General features: G+C 48.8%; 11 protein-coding genes. 8 read left to right on the forward strand and 3 right to left on the reverse strand.

Annotated features, from left to right (window positions below; all coding sequences use genetic code 11):
• Positions 1 to 56 precede the first annotated feature (56 nt).
• The 4 genes from AR543_RS07200 to AR543_RS24225 are packed head-to-tail and all read left to right on the forward strand — an operon-like array spanning position 57 to position 3298.
• On the forward strand, positions 57 to 1052 hold the full coding sequence (locus AR543_RS07200; RefSeq protein WP_174703731.1) for an ABC transporter substrate-binding protein: 996 nt from the start codon (positions 57 to 59) through the stop codon (positions 1050 to 1052).
• The gene (locus tag AR543_RS07205) at positions 1052 to 2065 is read left to right on the forward strand and encodes a FecCD family ABC transporter permease (RefSeq protein WP_060533088.1); all 1014 of its coding nucleotides are present in this window, start codon (positions 1052 to 1054) and stop codon (positions 2063 to 2065) included. Before AR543_RS07200 ends, AR543_RS07205 begins: the two co-directional genes overlap by 1 nt.
• Positions 2055 to 3077: a FecCD family ABC transporter permease gene (locus AR543_RS07210; RefSeq protein WP_060533090.1), complete on the forward strand. Its 1023-nt coding sequence runs from the start codon at positions 2055 to 2057 to the stop codon at positions 3075 to 3077. The genes AR543_RS07205 and AR543_RS07210 overlap by 11 nt, the downstream gene beginning before the upstream one ends.
• A 26-nt stretch (positions 3078 to 3103) precedes the next feature.
• The gene (locus AR543_RS24225) at positions 3104 to 3298 is read left to right on the forward strand and encodes a hypothetical protein (RefSeq protein ID WP_158523940.1); all 195 of its coding nucleotides are present in this window, start codon (positions 3104 to 3106) and stop codon (positions 3296 to 3298) included.
• 155 nt (positions 3299 to 3453) lie between these two features.
• Here AR543_RS24225 and AR543_RS07215 read toward each other — a convergent pair whose 3' ends face one another.
• Both AR543_RS07215 and AR543_RS07220 read right to left on the reverse strand, forming a co-directional pair.
• Positions 3454 to 4239, reverse strand: coding sequence for a Cof-type HAD-IIB family hydrolase (locus tag AR543_RS07215; protein ID WP_060533092.1), 786 nt, complete (start codon positions 4237 to 4239; stop codon positions 3454 to 3456).
• Between the two features lie 209 nt (positions 4240 to 4448).
• Positions 4449 to 5795, reverse strand: a complete 1347-nt coding sequence (locus AR543_RS07220; protein ID WP_060533094.1) for a nucleobase:cation symporter-2 family protein — start codon at positions 5793 to 5795, stop codon at positions 4449 to 4451.
• Positions 5796 to 6462: 667 nt separating this feature from the next.
• Here AR543_RS07220 and AR543_RS07225 point away from each other — a divergent pair.
• Positions 6463 to 8985, forward strand: coding sequence for a rhamnogalacturonan lyase (locus tag AR543_RS07225; protein WP_060533095.1), 2523 nt, complete (start codon positions 6463 to 6465; stop codon positions 8983 to 8985).
• Between the two features lie 183 nt (positions 8986 to 9168).
• Here the strand turns inward: AR543_RS07225 and AR543_RS07230 are convergent, their stop codons facing one another.
• Positions 9169 to 10254 (reverse strand): glycoside hydrolase family 64 protein, encoded by a 1086-nt coding sequence (locus tag AR543_RS07230; protein WP_060533097.1) that lies wholly within the window; start codon positions 10252 to 10254, stop codon positions 9169 to 9171.
• Positions 10255 to 10497: 243 nt separating this feature from the next.
• On the opposite strand from AR543_RS07230, the gene AR543_RS07235 reads away from it, so the two are divergent.
• From AR543_RS07235 to nrdE, 3 genes are all read left to right on the forward strand, one after another.
• A complete protein-coding gene (locus tag AR543_RS07235) occupies positions 10498 to 11109 on the forward strand; it encodes a hypothetical protein (RefSeq protein ID WP_060533099.1) in 612 nt (203 codons plus the stop codon).
• 594 nt (positions 11110 to 11703) lie between these two features.
• Positions 11704 to 12072: a class Ib ribonucleoside-diphosphate reductase assembly flavoprotein NrdI gene (gene nrdI, locus AR543_RS07240; RefSeq protein WP_017811601.1), complete on the forward strand. Its 369-nt coding sequence runs from the start codon at positions 11704 to 11706 to the stop codon at positions 12070 to 12072.
• Positions 12059 to 14143, forward strand: coding sequence for a class 1b ribonucleoside-diphosphate reductase subunit alpha (gene nrdE, locus AR543_RS07245; protein WP_060533100.1), 2085 nt, complete (start codon positions 12059 to 12061; stop codon positions 14141 to 14143). Before nrdI ends, nrdE begins: the two co-directional genes overlap by 14 nt.
• The last annotated feature ends 70 nt before the right edge of the window (positions 14144 to 14213 follow it).

Below are 14213 nucleotides of genomic sequence, written 5' to 3' on the forward strand. Positions count from 1 at the left end.
GTTGAGAATCATTATCATTGATTGATATCAACGTCCAAAAGGAGTGCATATACCCAATGAATTCAAGTTCCTCTACACCTCGCAAGACGGGCAGATGGTCTGTCCTGATGATACTGCTACTCACTACTCTGCTCGTATCTGCCTGTGGCAGCAGCCAGTCAACCTCTACATCAGCTGCCGGCACAGCTACCAGCGAGAATAGTTCCGCAGAGCAGCGTACTATTACTTATCTGGGCAAACAGTATACAGTTCCTGCAACGGCAGAACGTATTGTCATTACTGGCTCCATGGAAGCGATGGAAGATGCCTTGCTGCTGAATGTGCATCCGGTTGGTGCGATTACCTATAGCGGCAAGTTCCCGAAGAAATTCGCTTCGATCACCGACCAAGCGGAATCGATCGGGGAGAAGACCGAGCCAAACTTTGAGACGATTCTGTCTCTCAAGCCCGATGTGATCCTCGGTACCACCAAATTCGACGCACCCGTTGTAGAGCAGCTGAACAAGATTGCCCCAACGATTCAGGTATCGCATATCTCCGATAACTGGCAGGATAATCTGAAGCTGATGGGTGAGCTGACCGGCAAGTCCAAAGAAGCCCAGACCGCGATCACTACTTATCAGCAGGATGTAGCCACCGCCAAAGCCGAGTTGAAGGACAAAATGAAAGACAAAACCGTACTGGCTGTCCGTATCCGTCAGGGCTCGGTCTGTGTGTATCCATCCAATGTATTTGTAAATGCTGCGCTGTATGAAGATGTGGGTCTGAATGTACCGGATATTATCCAGCAGACCAAAGCCCAGCAGGAAATTTCAATCGAGCAGTTTGCTCAGATCAATCCGGACTATCTGTTTATCCAGTTCTCTACAGATGAGAACCCAGATACACCGGGAGCACTGGAAGATCTCAAGAAAAATCCAATCCTGAGCAAAACGAAAGCTTTCCAGGAAGGACATGTCTATGTCAATGTCATTGATCCGCTGTCCGAAGGCGGTCCGGCATGGAGCCGTGATCAATTCCTCCAAGCAGCTGTGAAGGAACTGAGTCAATAATGAGCGGCATCCGTAAATGGTATCCGCTGATCCTGATAGTGAGCGCTCCCCTTCTGGTGGCGCTCACTATTTCCATTTCTATCCTGTATGGTGCCAAGGATATGGATGCTCAGACGATTATCCAGGCATTATTCCATTTTGATCCGAATCAAATCGATCACCAGATCATTATGCAGTCCCGGCTGCCGCGTGCGATCGGTACGATACTGATCGGGGCGTTTCTGGCTGTCTCGGGCGCATTGATGCAAGGCATGACACGTAACTATCTGGCTTCGCCGTCGATTATGGGAGTCTCGGATGGCTCGGTATTGATGATTACGCTGTGTATGATTCTGCTGCCGGGTTCTTCTTCGCTGACGATGATCGTGTATTCGCTGATCGGATCGGCGATAGGAGCCGGTATTGTATTCGGGCTGGCCTGGCTGCTGCCAAACGGCACATCACCGGTACGGATGGCGATACTAGGTACGATTATCGGTACATTTATGAGCGGAGTGGCGGAAGCGGCTGCAACGTATTTTCAGGTATCCCAATCGGTGAGCTTCTGGTACAATGCCCGGCTGGATCAGATCGATCCGGTAATGATTCGGATGATTATTCCATTTGCTATCGTAGGGCTGCTGCTGGCGTTGATATTGGCTCGTTCGATTACCGTGCTATCCATGGGTGACGAGATCGCGGCGGGGCTGGGTCAGCGAACCGGTCTGGTCAAAGGATTATCCATGCTCGCTGTGGTGCTGCTGACCGGCGTGTCTGTAGCATTGGCAGGCAAGATTGCTTTTGTCGGTCTGCTGGTGCCGCATATGACCCGTTATCTGGTCGGAACAGATTATCGCCGGGTCATCCCATGCTGTGCGCTGTTTGGAGGGATTTTCCTCGGTTGGTGCGATATTTTGAGCCGCTGGGTCAATGCTCCGTTCGAGACGCCGATTGGCGTGATTACCGCTTTGTTCGGTGTCCCATTCTTCCTTTACCTGATTCGCCGGAAAGGAGGGAAAACCAATGAGAATTGATTCTATACGGCGTCTGCTGCTGGTTGTATGCGGTCTGCTGCTGCTCATCCTGACGACATTTTATATCAGTCTGACCAATGGTACATTCGATTTGTCGGTCGGGGATATTGTAAAGACGCTGCTGCGTATCAATCCGGTAGCAGCACATGATCTGGTAATCTTTGATTTCCGATTGCCCCGAATCGTGCTGGCGATATTGATCGGACTGGGGCTTGGCATTGCAGGAGCGGTTATTCAGGGCGTTACCCGTAACGGTCTGGCCGATCCGGGAATGCTCGGTATCAATGCCGGAGCGAGTATGGCTGTGGTGCTGTTTATGCTGATCTTCAAGCATTCACTGGAGCTTACCGGCTGGCTCGCTTTTATGGCGATGCCGCTGTTTGGATTATGCGGAGGAGTCGCGGCAGTGATCCTGATTTTCTGGTTTGCCCGGAGCAATGGACGTCTGGAGCCGCAGCAGCTGATTCTGGTCGGTATAGCGGTAAGTTCGGGATTCTCGGCCATCACGTTATATCTGTCTCTGAAAATGAATCCGGATGATTTTGAAGCGGCAGCCGTCTGGTTGGCAGGGAGTCTGCATAGTGCCAACTGGCAGTATATTACTGCCATGCTGCCTTGGCTGCTGATTCTGATTCCGTATATCTGGCGCAAATCGTCACTGCTTGACGTGATGCAGCTGCACGACGAGACGGCGCTCAGTCTGGGCGTGCCATTAACTGCTCAGCGTCAGCGATTGATCCTCGCTGCAGTGGGGCTGGTCGCAGCCTGCGTATCTGTATCGGGAGGCATCGGCTTTGTCGGTCTGATCGCTCCGCATATTGCCAGACGGCTCGTCGGACTACACCATTCCCGGCTGCTGCCGATTAGCGGACTGGTCGGCATGTTGATGGTCGTGCTCGGTGATCTGATTGGCAAGACGATCTTTGCGCCGGCTCAGCTGGCAGCAGGGATTGTAATCTCGATTATTGGCGTGCCTTATTTTGTGTATTTGCTGTTCCGCAGCCGGACATAAATATCGATACATCATTTGTAAATAATATGGAAGCTGAGCTGGGATATGCTTTCTTTTTCAAAGAAATTGGACTTTCCTTGTGGAGGCCTATTGTTATGACAGAAGCCCTCATTAACTCTCCGGAATTTCTTGCCGAAGTACTGCCGGAAAATTGGGAAGATGAGAAGAGAAATTTATATTTTGCTACTGTTGCGGTTACCATACCTTCTTATTACGATTGATAATGCCAAACAGAAAATGAAGAAAAGCCACCGGTTGCAGGGTTGATACCCCGATCCGGTGGCTTTTCGGTATAGAGATTACTTATAAATGATCTCCGCTTTGTCTGTCTCATTTGTCATTGCTGATTTGAGGTATAGAGAGTAGCCGTAATCCCTTAATCCAGCAGTCCAACCATTTGCAGACCATGCAGAATGCCATCTTCATCTACATTTTTGGTAACATGTCTGGCAGCTGCTTTGGCTTCCTCTTCACCGTTACCCATAGCAACGCTGTTGTAGATCTGCTTGAGCATTTCTACATCGTTCAGTCCATCGCCAAAAGCATACTGGCGTTCCTTCGGGAATCCCAGCTTGTCGGTGATTTTGGAAATGCCGTTGGCTTTGGAACCGCCGGCAGGCAGTACATCGACCGACATCGGATGCCAGCGGATAAAGTCAAAGTCTTTGAAATCCGCTTCATACTGCTGCTCCGCACCTTCTAGGCAGAACAGCAGGCACTGGTAAATCTCCCGATTCTGGTAATACGCAGGGTCAAAGCTTGGGAATTTGCCAACCTGCAATGTTTTGATACTGGTCGTAATATATTCATGCTCTTCCGGTACATTGGAATGCATATCATCCGCGTCCATATAGACGATCGGATTTTCTTTTTCGATCGCGCGTTCGGTCAGCGTCTTGAGTGCATCCGGGTTAAGCGGATTGGTGTAAATGACTTCACCGCGCAGCACCACATACTGTCCGTTATAGCTGACATAGGTGTCGATCTCCAGCTCTTTGCGAATATCTTCAAACATAAAAGGCGCGCGTCCGGTAGCAATTGCTACTTCGTGTCCACGTTCACGCAGATCGAAGATAGCCTTTTTGGTGGAAGCGGGAATTTCTTTGTTATGATCCAGCAGGGTTCCGTCAATATCGAAGAAAATAATGCTCTGTTCAGACATGGGCAGCTCCTATCCACTACTCTATATTTGTCATACGAAGAGGGTATTCCGCAGAATACCCACATATATTTCCATTATAACAAGTAGAGAGTATGCTTGTCCCGTTATTGCGCGAATTGATTCGGTGATTGATCCTAACACGCGGATAGAACGACTGGACAATCTACCTGGTCCCCTATCCGGCGTACCTCTAATAGCTCCATATCGGATTAGCCGGATATCTGTTCCCGAATGACGGTTGTCTCTACCGGTTCGATGGTCTTTGCAGCAGTTGCCTGACGGCCACGACGGGAAGGTGCCTGTAAAAACAGATTCAGCAGTATCGCCGACAGACTGCCGGTAATCGTACCATCGCTGACAATAATGCGGAGCGCCGAAGGCAGACCAGCGAACAGCTCCGGCACAACCGTAGCGCCGATGCCCAGCGAAATCGAGCAGGCGACAATGAGTAGATTGCGCTGCTCCTGAAAATTTACTTCGGTGAGCATACGGATACCGGAAGCGACGACCATACCGAACAGTACAACGGTAGCGCCACCAAGCACAGCCGCTGGGATGACCGTAGCCAGTGCTGCAATCTTGGGCACCAGACCGAGTACCACCAGAATACCGGAAGCCATTACGATCACATTGCGCGTTTTGACCTGGGACAGCTCGACCAGACCTACATTCTGGGCAAATGTATTATATGGAAAAGCGTTGAACAGTCCGCCCAGCACAATCGCAATACCTTCTGTACGATAGCCACGGGTCATGTCCTGTGGAGTGAGTTTCTGATCACAGACACGTCCGAGAGCGAGAAACACGCCGGTCGATTCAACGATAATGACCATACATACGATAATCATCGTCAGAATCGGAGCAATCCGGAACTCCGGCATGCCAAAGGCAAAAAACTGCGGCAGATGGAACCAGGACGCTTCGCTGACCGCTGCCAGGTTTACTTTGCCCATCAGGGCAGCGGCTATCGTACCGGCTACAATCCCGATCAATACCGACAGTGAGCGCATAAATCCGGTGAAGAATCGATTAATCACCAGAATAAGTGCCAGTACGCCAAAGGAAAGCAGCAGATTGTTCAGACTGCCGAATTCGGGACTGGTCGCGCCGCCTGCCATATTTTTGATACCGGTAGGGATTAGAGAGAGACCGATAACTACAACGACTGTACCCGTCACGACCGGCGGGAACAATTTGATCATTTTGCCAAACCATCCGGCAAAAACGGCTACAAACAGACCCGCTGCGATAATCGCACCGTAGATCGCGCCCAGACCATACTGGTTACCGATACCAATCATCGGCGTAATAGCGACAAAGGAGCTGCCCAGCATCACAGGCAATCCGATCCCCAGATAACGGGTTTTCCATGCCTGCAGCAGCGTAGCGATTCCGCAGGTGAGCAGATCGATAGCTACCAGATAGGACAGCTGCTCTCCCGTCAGATTAAGAGCTCGTCCAACGAGCAGCGGCACCAGAATTGCTCCGGCGTACATCGCCAGTACATGCTGCAGTCCCAATGAGAAAATTCTTCCTCCGTGCACCTTGTTCTCCATCATATCCGCCCCTTTTTTGGATATTCTCACTATCATGTCAGTAAGTCTAATCTGATTATTCTCTGATTTAACGTTATCTTAGAGGGTGAGGCAGGATTTGCAGAGATATTTTGAGATTGTTTGTAAATAAATATAATTAAATCCGATTAAATCATGCATAAATATAACTTATATGTTAATTAATATTACATATTAGAGGACTAAGGGGTTTTTATACTCCCATCACTTTGACAGTTTGCAGAGTAATCAGGATAGCTGGTTAATAAAGGCTCTGTTATTTACACAGATAAACCGGATTTGTGAACAGCGTCTGTACCCGCACAATTTTATAATAGAAACAACCTGCAGGAATAAGCCAGAACACTTGCCTGACAGGACGCAGGTTCGTACGCAAGCGCAATCCACAAGCAAGGGAGGAGATCGCTCCGCAAACAAGCTCAAGTTCTCACAGGCAAACAAAATGCAGAGACATCACGTATCAGTAACAATCTCTACACATCGATTCAATACATGCGACCTATCAAAAGTGCATGAAAACATGTATGAGAACGGCATAAAAACTTGTAAGTAAAAAAGAATCCTATGCAGCAGCCGAGAACATTAATCACAGGAAAATTTGTAAGCGTTATCATATCGGCCACTACTATTTTAGGAGAGTGAATAACGTATGAGAGAACGGCAGCATTCATGGGCAGTGAAGACACTGGCAGTAGCACTTGGTATTGCACTGGTGCTTCCGACGGGTGGATTATCCGCCGCCGATCCGGTGAACGTGCAGGGTAGCAGTCATTCGCAGCGAGGAGTGCAACTGGAGAGTCTGGATCGTGGATTAGTCGCAGCCAAGACCGGCGATGGCATATTTATCAGCTGGCGTCTGCTCGGCAATGAAGTCAGTGGTTATTCCAAAACAGGACTGATCGGTACGGATTTTGCTTTGTATCGCAACGGCAAGTTCGTCACCGTTATAAAAGACAGTACCAATTATCTGGATCGCCAGGGTTCTGTCAAAGATAGCTATCGTGTGCTGCCTCTGTCTGCACGGGGTTCCGGCAGTAATAACAGTGCTTCGCTGACAACAGACGCTACCGCAGATCAGGTAAGTGATGATGTCTACCAGCAAGAAGCTTTGCAGCAGTCAAGTGCAGATCAGGGCGGAGATGCGGCTACATATCGTGCACAGACCGATGAAGACTCTGCCCTGCTGAAGCAGTATGCTGCCGACTATGGCATCAGTGCTGCGAGTCTGAGCCGACCGAATAAGCAAAAGTGGAGCCCACCGGCAACAGTATGGAATGATACCTATTATGATCTGCCTCTGCAGAAGCCGGCGGATGGCGTGACTCCGGCAGGCGAAGCTTACACGTATTCAGCCAACGATATGAGTGTGGGTGATGTAGATGGTGACGGAGAGTATGAATACTTCGTCAAATGGTATCCGTCCAATGCCAAGGATGTTTCCCAAAAAGGATACACCGGCAATACGTACATTGATGCGTACCGACTCGATGGAACCCTGCTCTACCGGATAGATCTGGGCGTAAATATCCGCTCGGGAGCACATTACACCCAGTTCCTTGTATATGACTTTGACGGAAATGGCAAAGCCGAGCTGATGATGAAGACTGCTCCTGGAACCAAGATCACCCGTTATGGCAAGCGCGGCAATGTCGTCTCCGAGCAGTACATTTCCCTTCCCAAGGAAGATCGTCAAGCCGGATACTCCAATAGTGATGACTACCGGATGAGCAGTGCGGATTATTATGATCATGTGGTGCAGATGTTCCAGAACTGGAGCGAGCATCCCGAAGTGAAGAATGGTCATTGGCCGAAGACACTGGAAGAATGCTTTAGTATCGCACCCAAGTATCAGTATCCATTGTCCCTCCAAGATGCCAAAGCGCTAACCGATTACTTTATGGATGTCTATGCTCCTGCCCGCAGTACGCGGAATAATCTGCGTGATTTTGAAGGCTTTATCGTGAAGGGTCCGGAATACATGACCGTATTCGAAGGACGCAGCGGCAAGGAAGAAGATACGGTTCGTTACGAACCGGAGCGCACAGATGATGGACTGATGTGGGGCGATTATGCGATGGCCCGGATTGAGCCGGGCAACCGGGTAGACCGTTTCCTCGCGACCGTTGCTTATGTGAACGGCAAGACCCCGTCTGCTGTATTTGCACGCGGTTATTATACCCGTGCAGCACTTGTCTCTTATAACTGGGATGGCAAGAAAATTGGCAAGGACTGGACAGCCGATAGCGGCTGGGCAATTATGAGCAACCCGTTCAATGATGGACCGCATGGTCGTGACGGTACCGATCCGGATCTGGGACCGCTGGCTGGACAGGGTGCTCACTCGTTGACCGCAGCGGACGTGGATGGTGACGGCAAAGATGAGATCGTTTATGGCTCCGGCACGGTAGACAATGATGGCAGCCTGCTGTACAGCTCGACAGACGTGATGCCGGCAGGCAGTGCCATACCTGGACAGATCGCCAAGCTGGGTCATGGCGATGCACTGCATGTCTCCGATCTGGACCCCTCGCATCCGGGCATGGAGATCTATATGGTTCATGAAGGCGGAACGTATGCACCATATGGTTATGCAATGCGTGATGCAGCGACCGGCAAAGTACTGTTCGGCGCTTATACCGGCAAGGATACCGGTCGCGGCATGGTCGGCGATATCGATCCAACCCGCCCGGGTCTCGAAGCATGGGCGACCGATCTGCGTACAGCCAGTGGTGAGCTGATTGGCCGCAGCGCACCGGGTACGAATATGAATATCAAATGGAGCGCCGATATGACGACCCAGGTCGTAGACGGTGCACTGGAAGTAACGCCAAGTATCCAGAACTGGCAAAAGGGACCGGTACTCGTAGCTAATGGTACACTGACGAATAACGGTACCAAAGGCAATCCGTCGCTGGTCGCGGACATTTTCGGAGACTGGCGTGAAGAACTGCTACTGCGCACAGCAGACAGCTCGGCGATCCGCATCTATCTCAGTACAGAAGTGACCAACCACAAGCTGTACACCCTGATGCATGATACCCAGTACCGTACGGGAATCGCACGTCAGAACACGGCGTATAATCAGCCGAGCTATACGAGCTTCTATCTGGCTTCCGATATGGACTGGTCGCGGGTACCTCAGCCGAACTTTTATACACCGGGTCGTAAATAAAACGTGGTTAAAGCTTGATTAATGTAGAATGATGCGCTGCTGCTGAATAGATCGGAATAATAAAAAGCCCTGCCGCCCGCGGAGAGATTCTGCAGGCGGCAAGGCTTTTGTTTTGGAATCAGGATGTTCTGATTTCACGAGCAGATCAATTGTATCGAATCGTTGCTGAAAAGAATTCAGTGATTACCAGCCTACCCGTACAATCAATCCTTTCGGATCACCTACTTCGAGGTAGGCAGCCTGTTGATTATAATCATCATAGGCGAATCCATAGGCAAGACGGCCGATACTGTGATCATGCCAGAACTTGGCATAATAGTTGGCAGGTGCAGCCTGGTAATAGGCAGATACATTATTCCAATTTGCCTGATTCTCATATACATGACGGTTGATTGCAGAACAGATACCCGGCGATTCCTGCAGTCTGCCGTTGCATAGCAGAATCTCCTGCGTGTTATAGCCGCCGCCATAGCTGCCAAAGTAATTGGCATTTGCACCGCCAGCTTTGAACGAGCCATGGATCGGTGCTACGATTCGGTAGGGTGCCTGCACATCAGCCAATCCTTTGAAAGCTGCAGGTACTTCACTGCGATATTTGCTAAATATACTCGCCCGTGTCTCGGACTCCAGTTCACCCACCGTACGGTCATAATTGCCGGCACGGTTGACCAGACGATGCTGCAGCGGGAATCCGAATCCATCAACACGGGTCGTATTGCCATGGTAACCGGTGTTATCTACTGTAAATTCCACAAAGTCAAAATAAACATCCAGATTCGGATCGGTCGGATTATTGATATCCGGTCCGGCGAATCCATCATTGAACGTTTTGATGTAGCATGGCGAGCCCACACAGATAAACATGCGTCCGGAATCCATCTTCGGCAAGCTTACCCATTCGGCTTGGCTGATCGTGCTGTAGATATTGGCATAATTCACGCCGTTCTTGGTCAGATGCCCTGGAGCATCATTCAGTGCTGCGGAGATCGGCTGTAGCTGACCCGTGCTGGTCAGGTAACTCCACTGCTTGGTCTCCGGATTAATGCCCAGGATGCCCCAGTAGACGCGATTATCCGGATAGGCTCCATTGGTGGCATTCATAACTTTGAACGTCATCACGCCCTTGCCGGAAGGCGCAGGGATAGAGGAAGCCGGTATGGAACCGACCGAAGGTGCAGCAGCAGAGACAGAGGATGTGGACAGGGGCGATAACCCGCACACCATAATTAGAACAGCGAGCAATACATACTTGAAGACTGAATTCTTCATAAACAACCTCCTTATTTTTGTATACGCTTTCAGTTTCGTTATTAATTATTACAATATATGGAATTGAATTCAATCGAAAAGCATGTGTATTTCTCAGGAAAGCATGTGCATTTTTCAGTTGGATAGGGTTCTCTTCAAATCGTCCGGACTTCCAATGCGGTTGTTGCTGCAGAAAGAGAAAGTTATACTTGAGAATCAAGATCTATCATGAAATGAGATTTCCCAAAAAAGGAGGAGCAATTGATGAAACGTTTTGTCGATCCTTTGTTTGAGCCGTACTCTGTTCCTTATGTACTGGCCCGAAAGGGCAGTATCGTGGTGAAGTGTCCCAAATGTCAAAGTGCTGCTTATATCGGAGCCGATTCCAATAAAGAGAATATCGAGCTTTTTTGTCATTCCTGCTTTTACCGGAAGCCGATGGAGCCGGATTATACGTATTCTGCTGCAGCGATCTGCACGGCCTGCGAATGCTGGTTCAACGAATCGGTCAAAGATGAACGTCAATTTACCCAAAAACATGTACATATTATTTGTCCGGCATGCCATACGGATAATATCGTAGAGCTCCACAAACGAGAAAGTTCCGTCTGGAATGGATCGGACATACGTAATGGACGCGATCCCTTTTTTGATCAGGAATTGTATTTCCTTGATTATTATCGCGGCAAGATGGTCTGGGCGGTTAACCGCGAGCATCTTACCTATCTAATCGACTATATTTCGGCAAATTTACGCGAAAGGCCGAATTCCAGCCATGTACGCACAGCTTCCTACCGGCTGCCCAAGTATATGAAAGAGGCCAAAAATCGCAATGACTTGATTCGTCTGCTGCAGCGTATGCAGCGAAAAAAATGAGTGTCTCTGACCAACGGACAGACTGCCTTCCAGGATAAACCGCTATCATGGAGCGCTACAAATGACAGGTCAAAAAAATCTATATTTTTATATAAGTTTCATTTGCTTTTTCATGTTGAAAGCAGTAAAATTTTAAACTTGAGTGTCTATCGTGATGACTGTCTAACTTCATTTCATAATCTGGAAATGATAGTAAAGATGGTTTGAAAAAACACACTAGATATAGTGTGTCAAGTGAATTATTTTTTTGAATAGTTTTCACCAGATAGGTAGCGTTCAAATAAGCCGGAATACATGGAGATTTTACTTGTTATCTGCTTTTTACGGCTATTTTGGATGCTGCTTTCTCGCTGGTTGGTCCTATTGACAACACTATATATAGCGTTTAAAGTTTAGAACAGCTCCTACATATTGCGTTACGGAATGTTTTAACGTGCGGTATATGGGTAATGCTTGTTAAGAGAAATTAAGCTGGAGCAGCAAGGCTTTTCAGTGCTTTGTTGCTTCGGAAACGCGTATGTCGATGACAGTTCTTTATTTATAAAGAACTGTCATCGACACTATATATTGAGTGAGAAGGAGATGTCATCCCACATGCTGATTGCATATGATTCCAAGACAGGCAATGTCAAACGGTTTATCGGAAAATTGAAAAATGCATCGGTGCAGGCCGTACAGATTGAAGAGGCGCTGCAGCTGAATGAACCATTCGTATTAGTCACCTACACAACCGGCTTCGGTCAGGTTCCTGAGAAGGTGACTCATTTTCTGGAAAAAAACCATGGCCGTCTGCTTGGCGTAGCAGCCAGCGGCAACCGTAACTGGGGCGAGAACTTCGGCAAGAGTGCAGATTTGATATCGGAGCGCTATGGCGTTCCGGTCGTATATAAATTTGAACTATCCGGCACTACAGGAGACGCACAACGATTCGTACAGGAGGTAGAGAAAATTGCGGCATATTGAATTGAACAACCTATTGATGCAGCGTGATGATAACGGATTTTTCCGTTTGGATAAAGATAAAGAAGCAGTACAGGAATACATGAAGGAAGTGGATGAGAAGAGTATCCATTTCGCGGACACATCGTCCAAAGTACGTTATATGATCGACAATGATTACTATGAGGACATGTACCAGCATTACACTGCACAGGATGTGGAGGAAGTATATGCGATTACACATAGCTATAACTTCCAGTTCCCTTCCTATATGGCAGCTTCCAAGTTCTACAAGGACTACGCGGTAAAAACAAATGACCGTGCGAAGTACCTGGAGCACTATCCGGATCGTGTAGCCGTTGTAGCACTGCATCTCGGACGCGGTAATGCCGACAATGCCAAGACGCTGGCACGTTCCATGATGGAACAGCGTCTGCAGCCGGCTACACCGACATTCCTGAATGCCGGCAAGAGTCGCCGTGGAGAGATGGTATCCTGTTTCCTGCTGGAAATGGATGATTCCCTGAACTCAATCAACTATGTACTGAATACCTGCATGCAGCTGTCCAAAATCGGCGGCGGTGTAGCGGTTAACCTGTCCAAGCTTCGTGGACGCGGCGAGCCAATCAAAGGCGTCGAAGGCGCAGCCAAAGGCATCATGCCTGTTCTGAAACTGATGGAGGATGCTTTCTCCTATGCCGACCAAATGGGTCAACGTAAAGGCTCCGGCGCAGCATACTACAACATCTTCGGCTGGGATATCCTGGAGTTCCTGGACAGCAAGAAAATCAATGCGGACGAGCGTACTCGCCTGAAAACACTGTCGATCGGTCTGATCGTGCCGAACCGCTTCTACAAGCTGGCAGCGGATAACGAGCTGCTGCATGTATTTGCTCCATACAGCGTATACAAAGCATACGGCAAGCACCTCGACGATATGAACATCGACGAAATGTACGATACGCTGATGGCAGACGACCGTGTCAAGAAAAAAGCAATCATGAGCGCACGCGATATGCTGACCAAGATTGCCAGCACTCAGCTGGAATCCGGCTATCCTTATATTATGAACAAAAGTAACGCCAACAAATTCCATGCCCTGAACGGCATCGGATCGGTGAAAATGTCCAACCTGTGCACAGAGATCTTCCAACTGCAGGAAACGACTGAAATTATGGACTACGGTGTAGATGATATTATCCGCCGCGATATCAGCTGTAACCTCGGTTCCCTGAATATCGTAAACGTTATGGAACTGGGCAAAATCCGCGAATCCGTGCATGAAGGCATCATGGGTCTGACTTCTGTCAGCGATATGACCAATATCGCCAATGCACCGGGTGTAGCCAAAGCCAACCGCGAGATGCATTCTGTAGGTCTGGGCGTTATGAACCTGCACGGCTATCTGTCCAAAAACAAAATCGCCTACGAGAGCGAAGATGCAATCGACTTCGTACGTACGTTCTTTATGATGATGAACTTCTACTCCCTGGAGAAGAGCATGGAGATCGCCCGCGAGACTGGCAAAACATTTATGGACTTTGATAAATCCGACTATGCAAGTGGTGTGTACTTTGACCGTTATCTGGCGACCGACTACCGTCCGTCCAAGCCACGTGTACAAGAACTGTTTGGCAGCATGTACATCCCGACGCCGGCAGACTGGCAGAACCTCAAAGCCGATGTAATGAAAAATGGTCTGTACCATGCCTACCGTCTGGCGATTGCGCCGACAGCAAGCATTTCCTATATCCAGAATGCTACATCCAGCGTAATGCCGATTGTAGAACAGATCGAGACACGTACGTATGCGAACTCGACCACATACTATCCAATGCCGTACATGCAGCAGGATAACTATTTCTACTACAAATCCGCTTATACTATGGATCAATTCAAAGTACTGGATCTGATCGCCGAGATTCAGCAGCACGTCGATCAAGGGATCTCTACGGTCCTGCACGTAAGCAGTGACGTTACGACTCGTCAGCTGGCTCGTTACTATCTGTATGCAGCACACAAAGGTCTGAAATCCCTGTATTACACTCGTACCAAGCGTCTGACAGTCGAAGAGTGCATCAGCTGCTCCGTATAATAGCTATTTTATATACGATTTGATCTGCTTGATTCATAAAGCTATCCGCCGCTTGAACAAAGTAAAGGAT

It is taken from the genome of Paenibacillus bovis (genome assembly GCF_001421015.2).
Taxonomy (GTDB): Bacteria; Bacillota; Bacilli; order Paenibacillales; family Paenibacillaceae; genus Saccharibacillus; species Saccharibacillus bovis.